This is a genomic window from Microbulbifer maximicatervae (SeqCode) (assembly GCF_052468095.1).
The window spans coordinates 756499-781603 of the sequence record NZ_CP174332.1 but is presented as its reverse complement, the minus strand read 5'-3'; the positions used below and the strand labels follow the sequence as shown (position 1 = coordinate 781603).

The 25105-nt window shown below is 52.7% G+C and carries 22 protein-coding genes; 16 read left to right on the top strand and 6 right to left on the bottom strand.

What is annotated here, in order from left to right; translation table 11 throughout:
• The first annotated feature begins 98 nt into the window (after window positions 1-98).
• From tnpA to ACJJIL_RS03325, 4 genes are all read left to right on the top strand, one after another.
• Window positions 99-533: an IS200/IS605 family transposase gene (gene tnpA, locus ACJJIL_RS03340; protein ID WP_445361201.1), complete on the top strand. Its 435-nt coding sequence runs from the start codon at window positions 99-101 to the stop codon at window positions 531-533.
• Between the two features lie 921 nt (window positions 534-1454).
• Window positions 1455-3014, top strand: a complete 1560-nt coding sequence (locus tag ACJJIL_RS03335; RefSeq protein WP_445355763.1) for a GSCFA domain-containing protein — start codon at window positions 1455-1457, stop codon at window positions 3012-3014.
• A 671-nt stretch (window positions 3015-3685) separates the two neighbouring features.
• On the top strand, window positions 3686-4741 hold the full coding sequence (locus tag ACJJIL_RS03330) for a S1C family serine protease (protein ID WP_445355762.1): 1056 nt from the start codon (window positions 3686-3688) through the stop codon (window positions 4739-4741).
• 48 nt (window positions 4742-4789) lie between these two features.
• Window positions 4790-5134, top strand: a complete 345-nt coding sequence (locus ACJJIL_RS03325; protein ID WP_444915635.1) for a Rieske (2Fe-2S) protein — start codon at window positions 4790-4792, stop codon at window positions 5132-5134.
• Window positions 5135-5152: 18 nt separating this feature from the next.
• On the opposite strand, the gene sfsA is transcribed toward ACJJIL_RS03325, so the two are convergent.
• Window positions 5153-5854, bottom strand: coding sequence for a DNA/RNA nuclease SfsA (gene sfsA / locus ACJJIL_RS03320; protein ID WP_445361200.1), 702 nt, complete (start codon window positions 5852-5854; stop codon window positions 5153-5155).
• Between the two features lie 258 nt (window positions 5855-6112).
• On the opposite strand from sfsA, the gene dksA reads away from it, so the two are divergent.
• The 5 genes from dksA to ACJJIL_RS03295 all read left to right on the top strand — a co-directional run bounded on the left by dksA (window position 6113) and on the right by ACJJIL_RS03295 (window position 12296).
• Window positions 6113-6550, top strand: a complete 438-nt coding sequence (dksA, locus tag ACJJIL_RS03315; RefSeq protein ID WP_108734345.1) for an RNA polymerase-binding protein DksA — start codon at window positions 6113-6115, stop codon at window positions 6548-6550.
• A 29-nt stretch (window positions 6551-6579) separates the two neighbouring features.
• Window positions 6580-7503: a tRNA glutamyl-Q(34) synthetase GluQRS gene (gene gluQRS, locus ACJJIL_RS03310; RefSeq protein WP_413663172.1), complete on the top strand. Its 924-nt coding sequence runs from the start codon at window positions 6580-6582 to the stop codon at window positions 7501-7503.
• A 142-nt stretch (window positions 7504-7645) separates the two neighbouring features.
• Complete coding sequence (locus tag ACJJIL_RS03305; RefSeq protein WP_169337099.1) at window positions 7646-7822, top strand: hypothetical protein; 177 nt, start codon at window positions 7646-7648, stop codon at window positions 7820-7822.
• Window positions 7812-10775 carry an ATP-binding protein gene (locus ACJJIL_RS03300; RefSeq protein ID WP_445361199.1) on the top strand — a complete coding sequence of 988 codons (2964 nt, stop codon included), beginning with the start codon at window positions 7812-7814 and terminating at the stop codon, window positions 10773-10775. Before ACJJIL_RS03305 ends, ACJJIL_RS03300 begins: the two co-directional genes overlap by 11 nt.
• Before the next feature lie 129 nt (window positions 10776-10904).
• Window positions 10905-12296 (top strand): sigma-54-dependent transcriptional regulator, encoded by a 1392-nt coding sequence (locus ACJJIL_RS03295; protein WP_444907386.1) that lies wholly within the window; start codon window positions 10905-10907, stop codon window positions 12294-12296.
• Window positions 12297-12478: 182 nt separating this feature from the next.
• Here ACJJIL_RS03295 and ACJJIL_RS03290 read toward each other — a convergent pair whose 3' ends face one another.
• A complete protein-coding gene (locus ACJJIL_RS03290) occupies window positions 12479-13102 on the bottom strand; it encodes a hypothetical protein (RefSeq protein ID WP_445361198.1) in 624 nt (207 codons plus the stop codon).
• Window positions 13103-13108: 6 nt separating this feature from the next.
• Between ACJJIL_RS03290 and pcnB the strand changes: the two genes are divergently transcribed.
• The 7 genes from pcnB to ACJJIL_RS03255 all read left to right on the top strand — a co-directional run bounded on the left by pcnB (window position 13109) and on the right by ACJJIL_RS03255 (window position 20600).
• A complete protein-coding gene (gene pcnB / locus ACJJIL_RS03285) occupies window positions 13109-14485 on the top strand; it encodes a polynucleotide adenylyltransferase PcnB (protein ID WP_445361197.1) in 1377 nt (458 codons plus the stop codon).
• The gene (gene folK / locus ACJJIL_RS03280) at window positions 14485-14961 is read left to right on the top strand and encodes a 2-amino-4-hydroxy-6-hydroxymethyldihydropteridine diphosphokinase (protein ID WP_445361196.1); all 477 of its coding nucleotides are present in this window, start codon (window positions 14485-14487) and stop codon (window positions 14959-14961) included. The genes pcnB and folK overlap by 1 nt, the downstream gene beginning before the upstream one ends.
• Window positions 14962-15062: 101 nt before the next feature.
• Window positions 15063-15749, top strand: coding sequence for a deoxynucleoside kinase (locus ACJJIL_RS03275; protein ID WP_444915629.1), 687 nt, complete (start codon window positions 15063-15065; stop codon window positions 15747-15749).
• A gap of 5 nt (window positions 15750-15754) precedes the next feature.
• Complete coding sequence (panB, locus tag ACJJIL_RS03270) at window positions 15755-16567, top strand: 3-methyl-2-oxobutanoate hydroxymethyltransferase (RefSeq protein ID WP_413663177.1); 813 nt, start codon at window positions 15755-15757, stop codon at window positions 16565-16567.
• Window positions 16568-16645: 78 nt separating this feature from the next.
• Window positions 16646-17437 carry an acyl-CoA thioesterase gene (locus ACJJIL_RS03265; protein WP_445361195.1) on the top strand — a complete coding sequence of 264 codons (792 nt, stop codon included), beginning with the start codon at window positions 16646-16648 and terminating at the stop codon, window positions 17435-17437.
• Window positions 17438-17835: 398 nt separating this feature from the next.
• Window positions 17836-18873, top strand: a complete 1038-nt coding sequence (locus ACJJIL_RS03260; RefSeq protein ID WP_444907381.1) for an endonuclease/exonuclease/phosphatase family protein — start codon at window positions 17836-17838, stop codon at window positions 18871-18873.
• 164 nt (window positions 18874-19037) lie between these two features.
• Complete coding sequence (locus tag ACJJIL_RS03255) at window positions 19038-20600, top strand: hypothetical protein (RefSeq protein WP_444911444.1); 1563 nt, start codon at window positions 19038-19040, stop codon at window positions 20598-20600.
• Window positions 20601-20655: 55 nt separating this feature from the next.
• On the opposite strand, the gene ACJJIL_RS03250 is transcribed toward ACJJIL_RS03255, so the two are convergent.
• The 4 genes from ACJJIL_RS03250 to pnp all read right to left on the bottom strand — a co-directional run bounded on the left by ACJJIL_RS03250 (window position 20656) and on the right by pnp (window position 24962).
• Window positions 20656-21624: a zinc transporter ZntB gene (locus ACJJIL_RS03250; protein WP_444911445.1), complete on the bottom strand. Its 969-nt coding sequence runs from the start codon at window positions 21622-21624 to the stop codon at window positions 20656-20658.
• 51 nt (window positions 21625-21675) lie between these two features.
• On the bottom strand, window positions 21676-22080 hold the full coding sequence (locus ACJJIL_RS03245) for a GFA family protein (RefSeq protein WP_413663182.1): 405 nt from the start codon (window positions 22078-22080) through the stop codon (window positions 21676-21678).
• Complete coding sequence (locus tag ACJJIL_RS03240) at window positions 22073-22723, bottom strand: hypothetical protein (protein ID WP_445361194.1); 651 nt, start codon at window positions 22721-22723, stop codon at window positions 22073-22075. Before ACJJIL_RS03240 ends, ACJJIL_RS03245 begins: the two co-directional genes overlap by 8 nt.
• Before the next feature lie 115 nt (window positions 22724-22838).
• Window positions 22839-24962, bottom strand: coding sequence for a polyribonucleotide nucleotidyltransferase (gene pnp / locus ACJJIL_RS03235; RefSeq protein WP_445361193.1), 2124 nt, complete (start codon window positions 24960-24962; stop codon window positions 22839-22841).
• Between the last annotated feature and the right edge of the window lie 143 nt (window positions 24963-25105).

Here is a 25105-nt window from a genome sequence, read left to right as displayed (position 1 = left end):
ACCGCCTCTGGCGGTGAGACTTGACAAGGCTCTGCCGTTCCGGCGTGCAGAGTAAAAATATGGCCTCCATGAACCGGCAAGTTCTTTAAGGAGGCCATATGCGAGATTGGCAGTGCCAAGCTCACGTGAAACATTATTGCAGGTACCATGTGGTATTTGTGCCCAAGTATCGAAAGAAAGCGTTAGTTGGGGCATTGAGACGTGAGATTGGAGCAATATTCCGAGACTTGTGTCGTCAAAAAGGCATTGAGTTGGTCGAGGGGTACGCAATGAGGGATCACATTCATATGTTGTTAATGATTCCTCCCAGGATAAGTGTTTCCATTACGGTTGGGTTTCTGAAAGGGAAATCTGCGATCCGGATATTTCGGAAGTACAAGCATGTACAGAGAAATTTCACAGGAAGACATTTTTGGGCTCGGGGCTACTGCGTGAGTACAGTAGGGCTTGATGAGCAGATGATTCGAGAGTACATCAAGAATCAAGAGGTTGAAGAACGCCGGCAAGAGCAGATGCAATTGGCGGGATTGTAACAAGCCCCCTCTGGGGGCTTTCACCATACCACCCGCTATGCGGGTGGTTGCTGATTGAGGAGATCGCACAAAGAACCGGGCGAACCCTTGAGGACTATCAAAGCAACCCCTATTTTGGCAAGGTAACAACGGTCCAGAACCTGGTACTGTTTTTTAATCACCAGGCCCGTGGCGAGGCAACCGAACAACCCTAGACTTCTAAAAAAGCATTACAACGCCGCTAAAGCTCCTGATTCAGGGGCTTCATAGAAAAATTTTCAACCCACAAATCCAATAGAGAACCCAGGGAGAAAATGCATTGATTAGTATAATTTTTTTTGTAAGAAAAATAGAAATGATACTCTTTAATCAACCACCACTTTAGACCCAAGAGCCAACAGGCGCCCTGTAGCAATAAAACGAAAGTAGCCACTTGGGGAAAATCAAAACGGAGCCCTCAACAATTAAATTAATAATGCAATACGTCAATTCACATAAATCATCAAGAGAGAAACAGCACCCAATCTATTTATAGCACCAGAGGATTAGCAGATCCCCTCAGCGACTCGGACGCTGCACCTCACACAATCCAAACGACCCCAAATGCCTATTACAAAATAATAACCCGTCATTTACATATCCATACTTTACTAGCCATACCGATGGGACATTGCTTTTAAATTTATAACTTCAGGAAAAACCCATCCTGAATTAACAATTTATAAATAAACTTACCCACCAAGTGGATAAGGACGCCAAACATGAGGTTTTCTCATAGATATAGCGATTACTTATTGAAAACAGTCTAGTATGGACTAAATAACAAAGACCTCAGGAACCCCTCTCCCAATATTTACGGTAATTTTTTGGCCTTATTCTAGCAGCCCGCCAAAAACATTAGCGAACTTTAACTCATAAGCTGAAATCAATTCGGAGTCGATCATGCCTATACAAATCTTATCTGATAAAGAGGCTGTCAATATTAAGAAAAATAATCGTGCCGGACACTGGCCTAATCGTTCAGCGGACAACAGGTATGAACCTATCGCAAGACCTGACTTTATGGCTGGCTTTCAATTTCGACCTGGATCATGTGTTTTTTCGGTTGGTTCCTGCTTCGCCCGAAATGTCGAAACCAAACTGATTGAACTTGGCTTTCACATTCCATCGAGTGAGATATTTGAATTGCCAGAATTTGAAGACCCCAAACTAGATTCAATCACTAACTTTGGAGTTGCATCCATCTACAATGAATTCAAATGGGCACTGGATGAAAATAGCGGGATGCCAGAAGAGTGCATTGTTGAGGTGAACGAAGGAAAATATTGCGACCTAAATGTATTATCCTCTATACGCCCCGCCTCACTAGAGACAGTAAAGACAAGAAGAGAGGCCATTACTAGATTTTATAAATCGGTCCAAAAAGCCGAGACAATTATTATTACCCTAGGGTTGTCGGAAGTCTGGTTCGACAAAAAAACCAACTTATATCTAAACACAGTACCACTGCAAAAAGTTATAGAATTGTGGCCCGGAAGATTTGAGCTTCATGTATTAAATTATAATGAAGTCTATGATCATCTCGACAAAACCATACAGCTGTTGAAAGCCAATGCGAAAGTTCAGCAGAATATACTGATCACAATTTCACCCGTCCCGATGTCGCTTACATACAGAAATCAAGATATCTCTATTTCAAATTCGTATTCAAAGTCCGTATTGAGAGCTGCTGCTGAAGCACTGGTGTACTCAAATTCTAATGTTTTCTATTATCCCAGCTATGAATCGATATTATTGACAGATCGTAGTATCGCCTGGATGGATGATCAAGTACACGTGCGAGATGAATTGGTACGAATTCAGGTTTCCAGGCTTATTGATAAGTATTGTCAACCTGTAGGAGATTTATCAAGAGAGAGCGTATTAGAACAACTTCGTACACCATCAACACCAATGTCCGCCAAAGAAGCTCTCTTTTCCAAGTATCGTTCAATGTATAAAGAGTTCCCCGACTTTGCACTACAGTTTGCTCGATACCTGAATAAAACCGGAAATTACGAAGAGGCTGATAAAGCATTAAGTGTCGTTAAAACAGATGCAAATACCGCAGCTATTAAAGCGCAAGCGTTGCGCGGATTAAGACAGTTTGAAAAGGCCAGAGAGATACTGGAGCCCTTTATTGAGCCAAAGCTACGTAACCACTCAATCTGGAAGGAACTGATTTCAATTCATATTGATCAGGGTAACCTTGAAAATGCAATGGCAGTGATAGAGCAGTGGGCACAGGTATCTCGAGGGATTAGTTTTACAGCATATAAACTTAGTGCCAAACTAATTGAACCTTTAAATCAAGAAATTGCAAGGGCATACTTGGAAAAGGCTTTGGAAGTAAGACCCGGAGATGAAGTAACTATGCAGCTCTTAAAAAAGATGTTGACGTCACTCGAGTCAGGAAAACGTCAGGAAGACTCGCAAAACCCTCGACTGACAACCACACCATAATCAAAAACGGAGTTAAATATATCGAGACTAGACAAGAGTGTCTCCTATACAGCAATTCCAAACTGGCTACTCCTTACACAAAGTCCCGGAGTAGCTTTCGATTTCGGGGCTTTACATCATATTCTCAGAAACAGAAATTGGGCTTGTATTCACCCAGTGGTTCTGGATATCAGAGCTAACCCGACCAATGCAATTCTGCATCAATGAGACTTCCTCAATTAGCAAAGCTAGCTCTCAGGATAACTAGTCCTGGTGTAATCGATGTGCCCTCAACGGTGAAGCGATCATCAACACAAGTGAATAACTCGATAAAGACTATGGCCTCAGTTGAGAATCACCTCGACTTAGGCTTAACACACTAAAAACAGGACAAAGCCTCGAGGACTATCAAATAACCGCTATTACAAGAAAAGAACATCAGTACACAATCTTGTATTTTTTAATTGCCTTATTCACACCGGAGCGATCTAGCAAACAGTGGTTGCCGGGCCGCTGATGTTGTACGACTAAACTACCTCCACTTTAAATCTCGCCCGCAGCCCCCAATAAACAGCCAACACCGCATAACGATTGCAAATAAGATACACTTTCAAAACAGCAACAAACAAAAAGGAAGGCGACAATTACAGATGTCTCTTCCAATCCGGCAGTTCAAAGGGAGGATTGTATTAATGACTCTACTTAAAACTCTACGCGCCAGCTTCATCTCAGTCTTTTTACTACTTACCCCGGCAATATCTGCACAGGCGGAAACCTTTGCCACCGACGACGAGCGCAACACCATGCAGGTGTTCAATTTTGCCAGTCCGTCAGTGGTCTATGTCACCAATGAAACCCTGGTGCGGGATCGCAGGACCCTGCGCCTCCACTCAGTGCCCAAAGGCGCCGGCAGCGGATTTATCTGGGACACTCAGGGCCATATTGTCACCAATTTTCACGTTATTGAAGGTGCGCGGCAAATCACTATTACTTTGCAGGATCGCAGCGAGTGGCCGGCCGAACTGGTGGGATCTGCGCCGGAAAAAGATCTGGCAGTTCTGAAAATTAACGCTCCCAGGGAGTTGCTAAAACCGCTGGTTGTGGGCACCTCCAGCAATCTCGCGGTAGGCCGTAAAGTACTGGCTATCGGCAACCCGTTCGGCCTGGATACCACTCTCACCACCGGGGTGGTCAGCGCCCTAGGGCGGGAAATTGAAGCCGCCAACAACCGCACCATTCGCAATGTTATCCAAACAGATGCGGCTATTAATCCAGGTAACTCCGGCGGCCCGTTGCTGGATTCCCAGGCGCGTTTAATCGGAGTCAATACCGCAATTTACAGCCCTAGTGGCGCCAGTGTCGGTATTGGCTTTGCAATTCCAGTGGATACGGTCAAAAAAATTGTGCCGGAACTGATCAATCATGGCCGCCTGGTGCGCCCGATTATTGGTATCGAATCCGCCCCGGACCAGTGGAGTAGCCGCTACGGCTTTGAGGGGGTGGCTGTATTGCGTACCGCTCCCGGGCTTCCCGCAGAGAAAGCCGGCTTGCGCGGTATCCACCGCACCCGGGGTGGAGGCTGGGAATTGGGCGATGTGATTGTAGAAATAGAACAGCAGCCGATTCGCAGCTACGACGATCTGCTCAATGCCCTGGAAAAGCACAGTGCCGGTGACGAAATCACTATCGGCATACTGCGTGACGGGACAATTCGCTACACGTCCATTAGACTCGCGGCACCCGAATAAGCAGGCGCTTGCGCCCTGAACAAGAATTAGGCCGGGAGCCGATAATCTATGCAGAAGTACTTCCTGTGTCGCTATGACGAAATAAGCGAAGGTCAATCCAAAGGGTTCTCCCTCGGAGACACTGCCGCCGGCACTGACAATGTGTTTGCTGTGATGAAAGATGGCGAGGTCTACGCCTACAAAAACACCTGCCCTCACCGGGGTATCAACCTGGACTGGCAGGAAGACCAGTTCCTCGATCCCGATGGCGCACTTATTCAGTGCGCCTCCCACGGCGCGCTATTCCTGATTGAATCTGGGGAGTGTATCGCCGGGCCCTGTACTGGTGATGCCCTGACCCCAGTACCGGTGGAATATGCACAGGACGGTCTCTACGCATTACTGGCCGACTGACAGCCCCCTGCCTTTCCCTTACGGGAGAAAAGGCAGGGCCTCCACCAGCTCGACGCCTTCAGCACCGAGCTTCGCGCGGTATGCAAGCACTTGCACACCAGCATCGACAGCGGAATCCAGGGCCTTAGCATAAGCGGGATCAATTTCCCGCGCCGCCTGCACAGTCTCGATACCGCTGTGTTGGACGCAGTAAAAAAGTACCGCCCGCACACCGCTCTCAGCCAGTTTTTGCAGCTCGCGCAGGTGCTTGGCGCCCCGGGCACTTACCGCATCGGGAAAGTAACCCTGCGCCCCATCTGCCAGGGTCACATTTTTCACTTCTACGTAGCAGTCCCCATCGGCACCGGACAACAACAGATCGATACGGCTATTTTCCTCGCCATAGCGCACTTCCCTGCGTAGGGATTCATAGCCCTGCAACTCGCTGACTACCCCGGACAGAATGGCCTCTTCAACCAGAGCATTGGCGCGGCCTGTATTAACCCCCGCCAGGGCTCCATCCGGGGTCGTACAGATTTCCAGAGTGTGGCGATACTTGCGCTTGGGGTTGCCAGAATCGGAGTACCAGCAGTCTCCCCCCTCCACCCAACAATTCTTCATAGACCCCGTATTTGGGCAGTGGATGGTAAACACGTCGCCACTGGCAGATTCCACATCGGCGAGAAAGCGCTTGTATCGGCGCAAAAGTGTTGCCTTTTGCAACTGAGGGGTAAATTTCACGGGCTGGACCACTTGGCTGTAATTTCAGGCGCCACAAAATAGCAGACAACTATTTGTGGCGCGAATCGCGCAGATTTGATAGCTTCCTCGCTCTCGGTCGCCAGGGGTATCGGTACCGAGAACAGGATTAGCCTGACACCGCAGCGAATTTGATAGGTGAAAAAAGCATCACTTAGAAAGATTCCGGTCTAGGCTAGATTGAATTTGGTGGTATCGCCCCCATAAAGGGGGGCCCGTATAGAAAGAGAGGCAACGACTATGCCCAAAACTGCTGCGAGCACCGAATCTCTGCACGGCTTTGAGCCCTACAAGGAGACGCAGGGCGAAGAGTACATGAATGAGAAGCAGCAGGAGCATTTCCGCAACTTGCTGTTGGCCTGGAAGGCCGAGCTGATGGCGGAAGTGGACCGCACCGTTTCCCACATGAAAGACGAGGCCGCAAACTTCCCCGATCCCGCAGACCGCGCCAGCCAGGAAGAAGAATTTAGCCTGGAATTACGCACCCGCGATCGCGAGCGCAAGCTGATCAAGAAGATCGATGCCACCCTGGAGCTTATCGACCAGGATGACTACGGTTTCTGCGAAGCCTGTGGTGTTGATATCGGCATTCGCCGCCTGGAGGCCCGTCCAACCGCCACTCTGTGCGTGGACTGCAAAACCCTCGCGGAAATCAAGGAACGGCAGATCTCCGGCTGATCCACAACCGATAGCGGCACGGCGTTCGCTTGCGATCGCCCTGCTCGGAGGGGGCGATCAATGTATCGCCCCTATTCATTTTGAACAGCACAACCCCCTATATTGGTCGCTTCGCACCCTCCCCGAGTGGACCGCTCCACTTCGGCTCACTGGTGTGCGCCGTCGGCAGCTACCTCGACGCCCTCGCCCATGGCGGACACTGGCTCCTGCGCATGGAAGACCTCGACCCTCCCCGGGAAGAGCCCGGCGCGGCAACCCGCATTCTGAAATCCCTGGAAGCCCACGGACTGCACTGGCACGGCCCCGTCGAATGGCAGAGCAAGCGCTACGCACTCTACGAAGAAACCCTGTCCACACTGCGCCAACGGCAACTGATTTACCCCTGCGACTGCTCACGCAGCCAGATTAAGAAAAATGGTGGACATGCGAACGACTTCTGTCGCCTTAAATACGATGTGAGCGAACCCTCAGCGCTGCGATTGCAATGCGCAGGCGGCGAGGAAGGCTTTGTGGATATTTGGCACGGAGAGCAGCGGCAGCTGATCCGCGAAGACACCATTCTCAAGCGCCGCGACGGCCTCTATGCCTACCAACTGGCAGTCGTTGTCGACGATATCGACCAACAAATCAACCAGGTGGTGCGCGGCTCAGATCTATTGGATACCACCGGTGCACAACAGCGCCTGTTTAAAATCCTCGGCGCTACTCCCCCCCAGTTCGGCCATCTGCCGCTGGTGATGGGCCCTGACGACAGGCAAAAACTCAGCAAACAAAATCACGCACCGGCTATCGACGACAACATGGCTTCCGGTAACCTGTGTAAGGCTTTACAGTTCCTCGGCTTCAAACTGCCAAACACTGCCCTAACAGAATCCCCCGAGCATATTCTCAAGTGGGCTACCGCACGCTGGCGCCGCCACCAGATAGATATGCGCAACCGCCAATTGCACTGATTCCAAGCTGCACTTACCATTTCCGCGCCAGCCGCCCTTAGGGGTCCGGCTGATAACCCGCGTTGACGATTACACAGGGATGACTTCTCACCGGTACAGTGCGCGGGCAACAAATTTCTCTAGCGGGTTTTCAAGGCAATCTATGAGTAACCGCACACTATTAATTCTGCTGGTGTTGGTGGGTTATGTATTCTCCCCCACCATCTTCACCTGGATGATCAATCCCGTCGGCGCCTGGTACCGGCCTTTTATCCTCTGGTTCGTGCTGATCCTACTGGCGATTTTTATCCAGTGGAGGCGCAAATCGAATGAGCTTTGATATTGCCCACATTGCCCTGGTGGGAGTGGCCTATATCGCCACCCTGTTTTTTGTCGCCTTCGCCACCTCCAAGGGCTGGCTGCCTTCCCGCTGGGTACGCCATCCGCTGGTTTATGTGCTCTCCTTGGGCGTATCGTTATCGGCCTGGACCTTCTACGGTATCGTCGACCTGGCCTGGCAATATGGTTACGGGGTGCTCGCCTACTATCTGGGCACCGGCGCCATGTTCCTGTTTGCGCCAGTAGCCCTGGAACCACTGGCGCGCCTGGCACAGCGCTACCAGCTGTACTCCCCGGCAGATCTTCTGGTGTTCCGCTATCACAGCCGCCAGGCGGGGACTCTCGCCACCCTGTTTATGCTGTTGGCGCTGCTCCCCCTGATCGCCCTGCAAATACAGGCGGTATCCGAGACCCTGGCTCTGCTGTCGCGGGATAGTGTGGCTGCCCTGGCACTGCCGGACAGCGGTGTATCGAGCAAAAATTTAATCGCATTTTTCTACTGCGTGCTGCTGGCGGTATTCACCAGTATGTACGGCGCTACCCGCGAGCGTGGCGAGGGCCTGGCCAGTGCCATGGCCCTGGAGTCCCTGGTAAAACTGGTGGCTCTCACCGCTGTGGGCGGCTATGCCATTTACGGCGTCTTCGGTGGGTTTTCCGGCCTGGATGAGTGGCTGCTGGAGAACCCCGATATGCACCAGCTGCTCTACACCCCCATCAAGCAGGGCTCATCCCATACCCTGCTACTGGTGTTTATCGCCACTGCCGTGGCTATGCCACATATTTTTTACCTGAGTATTGCCGAGCGCCCTACCGGACAGGCAATGCGCACCGCCAGCTGGGGCTTCCCCCTGTTCCTTCTGCTGATGGCCCTGCCCATCTTCCCCATCATGTGGGCGGGCTTTGCCCTGGATGTGACCGGCCCGGTGCAGTACTTCTCGCTGGCGGTACCCCGCGCCAGTGGCTCGGCACTGCTCACCACCCTGGCCTTTATCGGCGGCCTGTCAGCAGCCACTGGCGCGCTGATCATGATCACCCTGGCCCTCGCCACCATGGTGATGAACCACTGGCTGCTGCCCGGCACCCGCTGGCATTCTGAGGACAATATGTACCGGCAGCTGGTGTGGCTGCGCCGCGCGCTGATCGCCGCTCTATTTATTGCCGGCTTTGCCTTTTACCTGTTACTTAACAACCGACTCTCCCTGTCGGATCTGGCCCTGCTGGCATTTATTGGATCACTTCAGTTCCTGCCGGGGATTTTTGCTGTAATCCACTGGCCACGAGGCAATCGACGCGGATTTGTCGGTGGCCTGCTGGCGGGCATGTTGCTTTGGGGGGGCGGCCTGTTAATTCCGTCAATTTTTGGGATTACCGGCATCACCCTGCCCGGCACCTCCCTCCAAATTCCCCTCGGGATGTCTATCTGGACACAGATCACCACCCTGTCACTGGGGGTCAATGTCCTGCTATTTGTCAGCCTATCTCTGTTCACCCGCACCAGCAGCCTGGAGCAGTACGCCGCTGACCTGTGTAGCGACGACACCATCGCCCAGGCTCTGCGCCTGGGACTGGATGTGGAATCCGCCGCAGATTTTCGCCTGCGCTTGGCTGAAAGCCTCGGAGCCGCTACTGCGAATAAAGAAGTTAAACGCGCTCTCGCCGCCCTCAATCTGCCGGACAACGAGCGCCGCCCCTACGCCCTGCGTCAACTGCGCAACAAGTTGGAGTCCAATCTCTCCGGCCTGCTGGGGCGTGTTCTGGCGGTGCAAATTATTGATCGACACTTCCCGTTCCAGAACAGCGATCAGCCGGCAAACAAAGACATTCACCTGATCGAGACCCGATTGGGCCGTTATAAGCACCAGCTCACCGGCTTGGCCGCAGAACTCAATAACCTGCGTCTGTATCACCGCCAAATGCTGGAAGAGCTGCCGATGGCCGCTTGCTCCCTGGGGCGCGACGGAGAAGTCCTGCTGTGGAATTACGCCATGCAGGACCTCACCGGTATCAGTGCCAGCGAGGTAATCGGCTCGAAACTGGAATACTTGGCGGAGCCCTGGCGCAGCCTGCTGGGGGAATTCGCCCTATCCACCGATGCCAGCCGCTTTAAGCAACAGGTGAGCCTCGACGGCAATAGCCACTGGCTCAACCTGCACAAGGCGCGGCAAAAACGCAGCCGCAGCGACCGCTCCCGCGACGAGCGCGGCGATGCACAAATGTTGTTGCTGGAGGACATTACCGAAACGCAGGTCTTGGAACAGGAACTTATCCACAGCGAGCGCCTGGCCTCTGTGGGCCGCCTGGCCGCCGGCGTAGCCCACGAAGTGGGTAATCCGGTCACGGGGATCGCCTGCCTGGCGCAAAACCTCCAGTACGACTGTGACAACCCAGAGGTCCTGGAAACCGCCGACCAGATCCTGAGCCAGACCCAGCGCATCAGCCGTATCGTCCACTCCCTGGTCAACTTCTCTCACAGCGGCAACCAGGAAGACAGCGAGCGGGCCCCGGTAGATCTCTATGCCTGCGTACAGGAGGCGGTCAACCTGCTGTCCCTGCAACGGGATAAGACCGAGGTCCAGTTTGAGAATCGGGTACCTGAAGACTTGATCGCCCCGGGAGACAACCAGCGCTTGATCCAGGTGTTTATCAACCTGCTCAGTAATGCCCGCGATGCCAGCCCCGATGGCGGCCAGATTGTAATTGAGGGCTATCGCAAGAGCGGCAGCGCCTGTGTCTCTGTCACCGACAGCGGACCGGGAATTTCAGCTCAGCATCGTGAACGGATTCTGGAGCCCTTCTTCACAACGAAAGAGCCTGGCGAAGGTACGGGGCTGGGGCTGGCAATGGTTTACAGCATTGTCGAGGAGCACGGCGGCCAGCTGGAATTGGTCAGTCCCGCCAACCCGGAAACCGGGACTGGCGCCCGCTTTATTGTGCAACTCCCCCTGGGAGACTGAGATGGTTGGACACCCAAATCGATCATTATTTGTGCAAAAATAACCCGATTAACCGTTTTTGAGTTGCATCGAAACGGCGCCCGGGTAAAACTAGGCGCTTACTGAGCATTTTGTAACCAGGCGTAACATATGAGCCACATCCTCATCGTCGAAGATGAAGCCATTATCCGAACGGCGCTGCGCAAGCTTTTAGAGCGGCACCGCTACAAAATCAGTGAAGCGGGTTCGGTAAAGGAGGCGCTCACCAAGTACCGCCTCAATGAAGTTGACCTGGTTATCTCCGATCTGCGCCTGCCCGGCGCACCGGGCACCGACCTGCTCAAGCACGCCGGTGATATTCCGGTACTGATCATGACCAGTTACGCCAGCCTCCGCTCTGCGGTGGACTCCATGCGTATGGGGGCCGCCGACTATATCGCCAAGCCCTTTGATCACGACGAAATGCTCGCAACCGTCCGCCGGGTCATAGGCAAAGCGGAGCAGAATCGCGCCCAGCCCGTCAACGAGAAAGAGAATACCGGCACTATTGCCGGTATGATTGGCAGCAGCCCAGTGATGAGGGAGCTCTACGGTCGCATCCATAAAGTTGCCCCCACAGACGCCACCGTCCTGGTGCACGGTGAAACCGGTACCGGTAAGGAACTGGTTGCCCGGGCTATTCACGAGGAGAGCCGCCGGGCCAACAAACCGCTGATCTCCGTCAACTGTGCCGCGATTCCCGACACACTGATTGAATCTGAGCTGTTCGGCTACGAGAAAGGCGCATTTACAGGTGCCCAGAGTTCCCGCGAGGGACTGGTAGCGGCAGCCGATGGAGGAACCCTGTTCCTCGACGAGATCGGTGAGCTGCCCCTGGAGGCACAGGCCCGCCTGCTGCGTGTATTGCAAGAGGGCGAAGTGCGGCCAATCGGCTCGATCGAATCCCGCAAAGTGGATGTGCGCCTGGTAACAGCCACCCACCGCAACCTGCGCCAGCTGTCAGCGGAGCGTAAATTCCGAGAAGACCTTTACTACCGCATCAATGTGGTGCAAATGACGCTTGCCCCCTTGCGCGAGCGAGGCAGAGACGTCCTAGCACTGGCAGAGCACCTGTTGGAAAAGTTCTGCACCAAGATCGAGCGCCCTTTATTGCGCTTGTCACCGGAAGCCATCCAGGCTGTTACCACCTACACCTGGCCCGGTAACGTGCGCGAATTGGAGAACGCCATCCAGCGCGCTGTAATCCTTACGGATAAGAACAGCCGCGAGATCGACCACAAAACCCTGGATATCGATCTGGACTTGGTACCGATCGAAGAGGCCGACGGCATCCCGCGCCCCCGCAGCCTGCACACCGACCCCCGTGAAGACCTGTCCCTGGAAGACTACTTCGCCCGCTTCGTTATTGAACACCAGGACACCATGAGTGAGACAGACCTGGCCAAGAAGCTCGGCGTCAGCCGCAAATGCCTTTGGGAACGACGCCAAAAGCTGGGCATTCCCCGCAAGAAGAGCCGCCGCAGCGCCGCCGCAGAAGCTTAAAACTAACGCTATCCCCAGGGGGCTTCGCCCCCTGCTCCCAATCCGTCCTCACCTGTCAAACTCCTTCAACCACTTTGTTACCCCACCCCCACAGGGGTTACCAACCAGAGTGTTACCCACACCCACCCAGAAGTAACAACTCTCGCACCTTCCGTAACGCAATGGCTCTCAGAAAAGTTCCGTCAAATTTCGTAAAGATCGTAACTTATTGATTTATAAGGATTTTTAAAAGTTGGCATACTAACTGCTTTACTCTTAGTACAAAAATTGAAAACAGCCAACAATAAAAATAAATGACTGTTAAAAGCCCTATAACAACTAACAATAAGTGGGGCGAAACATAATAAAAATAATGGGGCGGCCGACAATAAAAGCAATGAGTGGCCAAAACCGCAAGAACAACAATAAACAATAACAATAAAACTCAAGAAGAATAAGAATAACAACAAGCGCGTTGCAAACTGACTGAACTGTACCTGGGAGAGGGTGTTTGCTTGAAAGCAAATTGAGAGCGCAAGGAAGCCGCTGCCTTCATACTGGTAATAATAATTCCCATATTTCTTTTCCCCCGAACTTACAGGCACCCGCATATTGCGGGCGCATTCCTTTGCGTGTGTTAGAATCGCGCCCGCGAGTCCCGATCTCTGAGGATAAACAGCCACTGAGGCTCCTTTCCGGACTCGCTCCTGGGGTAGCCCAGGTATAGAGGCTCCAGCAGTGCCATCGTGAATCTCCCCAGAGGGACCACCACTTATACAGGCCGCCAACCAATGCGTGGCCAAGCACAGCGGGGCTTTCCCGGCCATCCCTAAATGGCAGCAGTCAACATAGACAGCCGTATGCTCAACAACCTGATTAGTAGTATCAAACGCTGGCGCAAGCCGGCCAGTAAAGGCCCCAGGGTTATCGCCCGCAACGACCACAGCATCTCGCGCCGAGAAATCAGCCGCGCGGCCTTAACAGTTATGAAGCGCCTTCAGGATGCCGGATACCAGGCGTATATCGTAGGTGGAGGTGTACGCGACCTGATGCTCGGCGGTCACCCCAAGGATTTCGATGTGGCCACCGACGCCACTCCAGAGCAGGCCAAGGTGCTTTTTCGCGGAGCCCGCATTGTCGGTCGCCGCTTTCGCATCCTGCACGCCCGTATAGGCCGTGAAGTTATCGAAGTGACTACCTTCCGCGGTCACCACAGCGATGGCGAGACCCACGAGGCCAAGCAGTCCGAACACGGTATGCTGCTGCGTGACAATGTCTATGGCGACCTGGAAAGTGATGCCATGCGTCGGGATTTCACGGTCAACGCGCTTTACTACACCACCAAAGGGTTCGAAATCCACGACTACACCGGCGGTGTCGAAGATATTGAAAAGCGCCTGATTCGAATGATCGGCTCCCCAGAGGTCCGCTACAAGGAAGACCCGGTGCGCATGCTGCGCGCGGTGCGCTTCGCCGCCAAGTTGGATTTCACTATTGAAGGCAAGACCGAGGCTCCCCTGCACGAGCTGGCGCCACTGTTACGCAATATTGCCCCGGCTCGCCTGTTCGATGAGATTCTCAAGCTGCTGATGAGTGGCCACGGAGAGCGCACCTTTGAGCTGCTGCGCCAGTACCAGCTCTGGCAACACCTGTTCCCGGATAACGCCGCACAAATTGAGGCCAACAACGCGGCCCTGAAACTATCCCAACAAGCCCTGCGCAACACGGACCAACGTATCCGCGCCGATATGCGTGTTACCCCAGCGTTCCTCTACGCCGCCCTACTCTGGCCTGCGGTGAGCACCGAGCAACAAAAGCTGATTGCCAAGGGCACCCCACCAGCGCCAGCGCTGGCCCAAGCGGCACAAAAAGTTACCAGTTCACAGCTGGCCCACACCGCTATTCCCAAGCGCTTCTCAATCCCCATGCGGGAAATCTGGGACCTGCAACAGCGCCTGCCCCAGCGCGGTGGCAGTCGGGCCCAGCGCTTACAGGAACACCCCCGTTTCCGCGCCGCCTACGACTTCCTGTTGCTGCGGGAAGAAAGTGGCGAGATTGAAGCGGGCCTGGGCAAATGGTGGACCGACTTCCAACAGGCCGACGATGAGCAGCGCCAGCAAATGGTGCGCAAGCTACAGCGCACAGGCAGCGGTGGGCGCCGCAACCGTAACTCTCGCGGCCGCCGTCGCAAGCCGAGAGCAAAACAGTAATGGAAACGGTATACATCGGCCTGGGCAGTAACCTGGCAGAGCCCGGCAAACAACTGCGCAGCGCCCTATCGGCCATGGAACGAATCCCCAGTACAGAATTATTGGAGTGTTCGAGCTTTTACCGAAGCGCCCCGGTCGGCCCCGGCGATCAACCCGATTACATCAATGCCGTCGCAGCATTGAAAACAGCACTGTCCCCGCTAGCACTACTGGACCAGCTCCAATCTATCGAGCTGTCCCACGGGCGCGAGCGCTCCATCCGCTGGGGCGCCCGCACCCTGGACCTGGATATCCTGTTGTTTGGGGAATCTCAAATCGATGAGCCCCGCCTACAGGTCCCACACCCGCGCATGGCCGAGCGTAACTTCGTACTGCTACCCCTTTCTGAACTGGCTCCCGCGATGGAACTGCCCGGATTGGGAGCCCTTCCAGCACTCTTACAGGGCTGCCCGGAAAACCGCCTGGAAAAGGTTTGATCGACTGAGGCTCCCCAACTACTCGACGGGCGGCCCTCTCAATAGTACTTTTGCGTTTGCAACTCATCAGGGGAGACCCCAGACAAAGAGGAGTCGCTCAAGTGGTTATCGAAAAACCCGAGACCAGCACAGCTGAACTCAACCTGTCCAATAAAACACCGCCTAAATTTATCGCGGTGGAAGGCAATATTGGTGTGGGAAAAACCACACTGGCAAAGAAGCTGGCCTCCACATTCAATTACGACACGCTGTTGGAATTACCCGAGGAGAACCCCTTTTTGGAGCGTTTCTACCGGGACCCCCAAAACGCCGCACTGCCCACCCAGCTGCACTTTCTCCTCCAGCGATCACAGCAAATCCAGGCACTGCGGCAGGACGATATCTTTGAGCCGGTGCGGGTGTCGGACTTTTTGATCGAAAAGGACCAGCTGTTTGCTGAAGTCACCCTGGATAAGGATGAGCTGCACCTATACCAACAGGTGTACAAACACCTCACCCTGGAAGCACCCAAGCCGGACCTGGTGATCTATTTGCAAGCCCCCCTCGATGTGCTGCAAGCCCGAATCCGCAATCGGGGAATCCCGGCTGAGCAGGCGATAAGCAATGAGTACCTCGCCACCCTCAACAACGCCTACACCCGCTTTTTCCATTTTTACGATGAGGCGCCTCTACTCATCGTCAATACCGAGGAGATCGACATTGTCGATAGCCCAGAGGACTACCAACAGCTGGTCGAATATCTGTTCACGATCACCAGTGGCCGGCACTATTACAACCCAGGAAGTTAATCGTTATGTATGCACCCTCTGAATTAGAAAAGCTCGTAACCGTTCAAACCCTGCGAAAAATGAAAGCGAATGGTGAGAAGTTTATTACCGTTGCTCTCTACGATGCCCCTATGGCTGCGATGGCACAAAAGTCCGGGGTTGAGACACTGCTCGTCGGAGATTCCCTGGGCATGACCGTGCTGGGTTACGACAGCACTGTGCCAGTGACGATGGAGCAAATGATTTACCACGTCGAGGCGGTCGCGCGCGGCAATAAGAAGTCCCTGATTATGGGGGATATGCCGTTTATGACCTACGCCACCCCAGAGCAGGCACTCCAGAATGCAACCCGGATCATGCAGGCCGGTGCACATATGGTGAAGATCGAGGGAGGCGCCTGGCTCGCCGACACCGTGAAGATTCTTACTGATCGCGGTATTCCCGTTTGCGCCCACCTGGGCCTCACCCCTCAATCAGTACACAAACTGGGAGGCTATCGCGTTCAGGGGCGCGACGAAGAACACGCCAAGCAAATCCTCGAAGACGCCCTACAACTCGACGAAGCCGGAGCTGATCTGCTGGTGTTGGAATGTGTACCCGCCGACCTGGCAAAGCGTATTACCGAAGCCGTATCCATGCCCACCATCGGCATAGGCGCGGGCCGCGACTGCGATGCCCAGGTACTGGTAATCAATGACATCCTGGGCCTCACCCAACAGCCCCCCAAGTTTTCCAAAAACTTCCTGGTAGAGGCCGAGGATATTCCCGGGGCCCTGCGCAAATACGCCGAGGACGTCAAGCAAGGCGTTTTCCCCGGCGAGGAACACATATTTAAATAATACTCCCCTCATCCGGGTGCTTCTCACCCGGTATTTTTCTGCGGCAGGTCCCACCTGCCGCTCTCAAGCGGTAACACTATGACTTTCGACCAACTAATCCAGGATTGGCTCTCGACCAATGGCGCCACTTCTGTGCCCGAAGGCTGGACCCAGGGGCGGGCTACATTTGGCGGCCTTGTAGCCGCAATGTTGTATGAGCAGATGGCTTCAGAGCTGCCTTCTGACAGCAGCTTGCGCTCTTTTACCACCTCATTCGTAGGCCCGGTTGCCCCAGGGGCGATTAACACCCGCGCGGATGTCCTTCGCGCAGGCCGCTCTGTCACTCAGGTACAGGGGCACCTCGATCAGGATGATGCCGTTATGCTGGCGGGCCTCGCCAGTTTTGGCCGCGGCAGGGAGTCATCCGTTCTCGCCAAAGGTCCCTCAGCACCGGAGTACCCCACCCCGGATAAATGCCTGCCCCTGCCCTATATCGAAGGTGTAGTGCCGGAATTTACACAGAAGTTCGATTACCGTATCGCATGTGGGGGCCTGCCTTTCAGCGGCGCGAAAGAGAGAGTTTTAGGTGGCTGGGTACGATTTAAGGATGGCAGTGAGAGCCGTACTGGTATCAGCCACTTACTCGCACTGATCGATGCCTGGCCACCGGCGACACTCCCGATGATGAAAGAGCCGGCTCCCGCCAGCTCATTAACATGGACAGTGGAGTTTATGGAGCCACTCCCAGAGCGCACCGCTTCTGACTGGTGGCAATACGAGGCCGAAGTGGAACAGGCCGAGGATGGCTACGCAGTAATACAGGCCCGCTTGTGGGATGCCGATGGACGTTTAACCGCCCTCTCCCGCCAAATGGTCACTATCTTTGGTTAACCAGCACTCGTCGATCAACTATCCCTTTACCGCCACTCATTGAGTGCCTTGGCTCCACGGATGGAACCATTTAAGTGGTCCTAAAGAATTTTGTAACTTTTCTACGGCCTTCAGACCACTCTAAATAATACTTCCCGATCCTGCTTAACCCGCCTAACGAATCAATTATTACCTGCATAAAAATATACAACTTTCGTGATTTTTATTATTTTCTTATGAAAAAAATAAATCGCGCCGCCCTTACAGAAAAATAAAATAAAAAAAACCTCCTTTACTCCAACTTGTAATCTACGCTATCCATCATCCCCCCCATCGAAAACAAAGGGGCCGCCAGAGAAACGCCCCAATTTTCGACCCCACTACAAAACCGTCGGTAACAACAAAGTTGGAGAGCAATAATGATAAAAAGAATATTTTTTTCACTCACACTTCTATTCAGCCATTCCGCCGCAGCAGTAGATTTTGAAGACGTTTGGGATGCAATTACTTCTTGTAACTGGTTTGAATTTATTGATGATGTCGACGATACCGGCTCAAAAGACCTGGACGGCTATGAATACGGTGACACTGAATTTGCCGATGCCAATTCAGGCAGCTTTGACATGATCGTCTACAACATGGATGGATTTTTGGAGTGTATAGGCGGCAACAGCAAGTCTGACTTCAAACAAATTATTAACACTTTTGATAATAACCCCAAAGACCTCTGGTTGATGCAGGAGGCTTGGAGCAAAACCAAAGCCAATTATCTGGACGACGACGACAAGCTCGATAACGACACAGTCCCCTATCGCTCCAAACACTGGAAAGGCACTGGTACCAGCTTTGGCAATGGCCTGCTGACCTTTTCCAAGTTTCCGTTTGACCGAGATAATCGCGATGACGACGACTACACCTTCGCCACTTATGAGGAGGAAACTTTTGATAAGTGCGCAGGTAATGACTGTGATACCGAAAAAGGCTTTACCGTAGCAAAAGTTGAAGTGACCAAAAACTTCCATGTCCATGTGTACAACACCCATATGGATGCAGGACACCAAGACGATGACCTAAATGCCAAAGCCAAGCAACTCGACCAGATTGCCGATATGATCGTCGCCCATTCTAGTAATGCCACAGTCATATTAGCCGGTGACTTCAATATGGCGTTTGATGAAAATGACGATGGCTGGCGCGGTACAAACTACCAAACTTGGAAAGCATTTTTTGCCAAAACCGGCGGCAAGCATGCCTGCCAATATATGTTATCTGGCAGCGACACCAGCTTGGAAGCCTGTGCTGATGAACTTCAGGACGATACCGATCATGTCGTCGTTATTAATAACAACCCCAATTACACGCTGGACGTAACCAATTACTACATTGGCTCCGCGGAGTACACCGGGCTGAGCGACCACGACCCAGTATTTGTAGACTTCTCATGGGTTAAACACTAAACGAGCGGCACACAGCCTCTTCCGCAGGGGATCGGTAGGGGCTTAACCAATTTACCGACAAAGTGAACGACACCGGACTGAAAACCCAATCCAGCTACAATTTTGCTTATTGAGGAGAACTTTAACCCACGCATAAACCGCATGCTTGGCGGGAAGGGCTTTCAGTGGACAGGATTAAGAACCTAGTTGTCGGGAGTGGTCCTGCGAGTATCGCTACAGTCAAGGCATTGCAAGATATTGGGCAAGAAGTTGAAGTCGTTGATGTTTCATATGACCTTGAAGACGATATCAAATACCAAGTTAATATCTTATCCAAAAAAAACATTGATGCATGGACTCAGGAGGACAAAGATAAACTGTTTCCAGCTCCAGTAGCCTCCCGAAAAGGCCTGGAAAGAAGATATCTATTTGGGTCTGACTTTCCATACAGAGTACCAAAACCTCTCAGCATTACGACAAAAAACTGTAATACAGAATTTTCCCATGGCTTTGGTGGGCTTGGGAACGTATGGGGTGCAGCTATCATGCCCTACAGTGAAAGTCAGCTAGCAAATTGGCCTATCTCCTTAAATGAACTAACGCCATCCTACAAAAATGTACTCCGCTATATGCCTATAAGTGCGGAGATAGACAATCTCAATAACAAGTATCCACTATTCCCTAACAACTTTACTGCCATCAAAAGAAATGCGCCGACAGATTTCTTATTGAAAAAATTGAAGGCTATTGAAAGTAATCTCCAGAGGAATGGCATTGAATTTGGTCGAGCCCGCTTAGCGGTAGATGCAAGCAAGGGGGAGCATGGATGTAGATATTGCGGCCACTGCTTTGACGGATGCCCATACCAATCTATTTTCAACCCTAAATACTTGTTTGAAAAACTACAAAAAGACAAACTCACCATACATAAAGGTCTTCTTGTCCTGGAGATTCATGAAACAAGTCAAGGCGTAAACGTGATTGCAGTTGATATAACCAATAGCAAAATAAAAAAAATTACCGCACAGAAAGTTTTTCTCGCAACCGGCCAGTTTGCCACCACTACAATACTGGCAAGATCCCTCAATCTATTAAATACTCCAATCAAAATCAAAAACAGCCAGTATTTTTTCTTCCCCCTCTTTCTCTACAAAGGGTATCGTTATGAGATTGAGTTTACCCTCGCAGAAATCTTTTTAGAGATTGACAATCCAAACATAAGCCCTGAACAAATACACCTTCAACTTTACGGTCGAAGCCAAATTATTGAAGAGCAATTAATATCTCTACTCCCCCCCCTTTTCCCAAAGCAAGTCGCCTTGGATCGCTTATACGTAATTCAGGGTTTTATGTCCTCTGAGGATTCTGACTCATTGGAACTAACTTTAACCGACAAACAAGCAGATAGCTCTTCAATAGAAATAAGAGGAATTGAAAATACGAGAGCCCGAGAAATCGCCCAAAGAACACAGTCTTTAATAAGGCGTTCACTGATAAGGCTTGGTATGGTCCCCCCCTTCTTTCTCACCGTACTACCACCAGGCAAAAGCTTCCACCTTGGTGGCAGTTTCCCGATGGGAGGAAAACATGAGATATTCCGCTCAGACCTCTTAGGAAGGCCGGCACACTTTAAAAATGTCCATATTGTGGATTCTGCCAACTTTCCCAATATTGCAGGCTCAACCATCACCTTTACCATTATGGCGAATGCTGATCGAATCGTAAGGTCTATAGGGTTTCGTGGCTGATTGGCAGCCCAGATAACTGAAATAACCTATTTAGCTAGGATACTTCAAAAGATAACTACAACCACTTTTTCCAGTAAAACAAAGCGATCTGCCCAGCCAATGCCACCACCAGCAAGATGCAAAAAGCAATAAAGCCCAATGACGACTGTCCCCAGGGAATACCGCCGACATTAATCCCAAACAATCCAGTGAGAAAGCTCAGCGGTAAAAAAACTGCCGCCACCACTGATAGTACATACATACGACTATTCAACTGATCCGAAGTGCGACTCAACAATTCCTCCTGAGCGATTGCCGCGCGCTCCCTTACCGCATCGATATCGTCGACATGGCGCTGTAACCGATCATTTACCTCTCCCAAGAGGGCGTGGCTGTGCTCATCAAACCAGGATAGGGATTCCTGCTGCAAACGCCCGAGCACCTCCCGCTGCAGGCATAAGTAGCGTCGCAATACGATAGTTCTCTTGCGTAGCCGAACCAGTAGGGAAGAGAGCTCCGAACCTCCCTTATCTAATAACAGGTTTTCCAGGTCATCGATTTTTTCTTCGAAGTCTTCGGCCCGATCACACATACGCAAGACCAACAGATCTGCCAGGGACATCAAAAGAGCCGCAGTTCCACGGGGACCAAAGCCACTGCGCAAGCGAGAAAGCAAGTCATCCTCTGACAGCAACTTCCGTCGGCCGGTACTGATAATACGGTTTTCCTCGGCCCAAATGCGAATGGCGATCATATCCTTTGCGCGCGGCTTGGATTTTCGCTCAATGCCGTACATAGCCAACATCAGCCCCTGATCCACAGTCATTACACAGGGGCGCGTTGTCTTCGCAGACAGGGTCTCTATCGCCGTAGCTGTGAGTCCACTATCCTGTTGCAGCCACTCGACGGTGTTGGTGCTGTCGTAGTCAAAATGCAGCCAGAGAATTCCCTGATCAGGTTGCCAGGATTTCACCTCTGCCCAGGAAAGCTCTCGGCCCGAGCCTTTGCGATCGAGTAAGACAGCGTAGACCAGACCAGTTTCCATAGGCTCTCATATCACCTGATATTAATTCGAGCATCACTTTCTTTACGCGACTTATTTACTGAGATGGGCCAGCTCTGCGGCGTTCTGCTCCCAGTTTTGACCATCGAAAGGTTCGACCTCCAAGTCTCCGGGTCTCTCATCAAAACAGCGCGCATTAAGACTATAGCCATCCGGGTTGGAGCGCGGCACATAAAAAGACTTAACGCCGCAATGGCGACAAAACAGGTGCTTGGCCACCCCCGTATTAAACGTATAACAATCCAGGTCTTTTTCCCCAGACTCCAGCTTAAAGTTTTCAGCGGGAATAATGACGTGCAGAAAACCCACTTTCTCACACATCGAGCAATTGCACGCATGGGCTACCAGTTTCTCCTCTGAGTCGCGCTCGTGCCGCGCCCGATAGCGAATAGCGCCACAGTGGCAACCTCCGCGAAGTTCAGTAGTAACTTTACTCATTTGAATTATTGTCCTTTTCAAATAACGGGCGGGCAGCCAACAGTGAAAACAGCGAAAGGCCCAGCAGCAGGTGGAACCAGTTTGTACGCGCCAAGCCCAGCACTCGCGGAGCGCCGGTACCCACAAACAATCCATCCATTGCAATGACTACTGCCCCTGCCCCCAGTAACAAAGGACCCGGTGGCGATAGTCGTCGCGGTGACATCAATTCCATCATTGCAACCCACAACCACAATAGAAGCCCCAGGGCGGAAAATACCTCTGTCACTTCCTGCGGCGATAACCTGCCACTTTCCGAGACGCCAATAGACGAGGCCAATACCAGCACCAGCACTACATAAGCGGGTCCCCGGGCACTCTGTCCAATACCTATCTCGAAACGTGCCCAAACCAACCCTATTCCAATTAGCAACAGCGAACTAAACCCGGATAGCTGCAGTAAAGCCCGGTGTAATTGGGTTGCCCCGGGATCAATACCGTAGCGATAGGCACCGACAATCGCGGAGACAGCGATAAATAGAAGACCCGCCATCACCAAGAGTGCAGCTGATTGGAAGCGAGCATTGGTAAGACGCCAGTACTGATTGGCAATCAGCAGTGCGGCGAGGGTGAGGAGAATGTCGATCAGCCAGAAGTTGTCCAATGTTTTGCCCTTTTTTTTCCAGAATTCTAATAGAAAACCGGTAATAAGCGACAATTCCGCTTCGGCAGATACAAAAAAACCCGGCTTAAAAGCCGGGTTTTTTCAGTCCGTAGACTTAAGCTTCGTCGGAAGCTTGCTTGGCTTCTTCAGCGGCAGCTGCGTCGGCCTTGGCTTCCTTGATAGAAAGCTTGATACGTCCACGCTGGTCAACGTCGAGTACCTTAACCTTAATCTTCTCACCTTCACTCAGGTAATCAGTTACGGCATTTACGCGCTCTTCAGCGATCTGGGAGATATGTACCAGACCGTCTTTGCCCGGCAGGAAGTTAACAAACGCACCGAAGTCTACGATACGTACCACGGTACCTTCGTAGATAGCGCCAATCTCAGCTTCCGCAGTGATCTCCTCGATGCGGGTTACCGCCGCTTCCAGGCTCTCACCGTCTTCACCGAAGACCTTGATAGTGCCGTCATCTTCGATATCGATGGAGGCGCCGGTCTCTTCAGTGATGGAGCGGATAGTCGCACCGCCTTTACCAATCACGTCGCGGATCTTGTCCGGATGGATCTTCAGGGTCGCGTAGCGCGGTGCGTTCTCATTCACGGTGGTACGGGAAGAGTCGATCACCTTGTTCATTTCCGCGAGGATGTGCAGACGCGCGTGCAGAGCCTGCTCCAGAGCGGTTTCCATGATCTCTTCGGTAATACCTTCGATCTTGATGTCCATCTGCAGCGCGGTCACACCAGAGGCGGTACCCGCTACTTTGAAGTCCATATCGCCGAGGTGGTCCTCGTCACCAAGGATATCGGTCAGAACCGCGTAGCCTTCGTCTTCCTTTACCAGACCCATAGCGATACCGGCTACCGGTGCCTTCAGCGGAACACCCGCATCCATCAGCGCCAGGCTGGAACCACATACGGAAGCCATGGAGCTGGAACCGTTGGATTCAGTGATCTCGGAAACTACACGCACGGTGTAGGGGAAGCTGTCCGGGCTCGGCAGAACTGCAGCGATACCGCGACGAGCGAGGCGGCCGTGACCGATTTCGCGACGACCGGTAGCACCTACACGACCCGCTTCACCTACAGAGTAGGGAGGGAAGTTGTAGTGCAGCATAAAGTAGTCTTTGCGCTCACCTTCCAGGGCGTCGATGATCTGTGCATCGCCAGTGGAACCGAGGGTAGCCACTACTAGAGCCTGGGTCTCACCACGGGTGAACAGCGCAGAGCCGTGGGACTTGGGCAGAGCGCCAACTTCCACAGCGATCGAACGTACAGTTTTGCTGTCGCGACCGTCGATACGGGGCTCGCCGCGAACGACAGCGCCGCGCACCAGCTTCTTCTCCAGCTTGCCGAAGTAGCTTTTTACCAGATCGGCGCTAATTTCTTCAGTAGCCAGGGCTTCAGCGGCTTCACTGCGCAGTTCCGCCAGGCGGGTGCTGCGCTCTTGCTTGTTGGTGATGCGGTAGGCTTCGGCAACCTTTTCGCCAAACTGAGCGTCCAGGGCAGCTTTCAGCTCGGTGTTTTCCGCCGGAGCCAGCCAGTCCCACTGGGGCTTGCCCGCTTCCGCTTTCAGCTCTTCACAAACCTTGATAATGGCCTGCATTTCCTGGTGTGCGTAGAGTACGGCACCCAGCATGATGTCTTCCGGCAGCTCCTGGGCTTCGGACTCCACCATCAGTACGGCGTCTTTGGTACCGGCAACGACCATGTCCAGCTCGGAGGTCTTCAGAGCTTCGTAGCCCGGGTTCAGCAGGTAGCCGTCTTGCTGGGTGTAACCCACGCGCGCAGCACCGATTGGGCCTGCGAAAGGAATACCGGAAACAGACAGCGCTGCAGAAGTGCCGATCATGGCAGCGATATCCGGGTCCATGTCCTTCTCAGCGGAGAGAACAGTACACATCACCTGAACTTCGTTCATAAAGCCGTTCGGGAACAGCGGGCGGATCGGGCGATCGATCAGACGGGAAGTCAGGGTTTCTTTTTCAGACGGGCGGCCTTCACGCTTGAAGAAACCACCGGGAATTTTGCCAGCCGCGTAGGCTTTTTCTTGATAGTGCACGGACAACGGGAAGAAGCCCTGATCTGGCTTGGCTTCTTTAGCGCCGACAACAGTACACAGGACGACAGTCTCTCCCATGCTAACCAGGGCAGCACCGGTAGCCTGGCGCGCGATACGGCCGGTCTCGATGGTGACTTGGTGTTGTCCGTATTGGAAAGTTTTGCTTACTGGATTCACTAGTTTTTTTCCTATTTCCTTACGGTTACTGGCCCATTCCAGTAACCCCTACAGTGGTTGCCTGGATAGAAGTTCCAAACCTTCAATCCAGAGCGATACGGGGATGTACCGCTACCGACCCGGGTGGCCGGTGCAAACGCAGC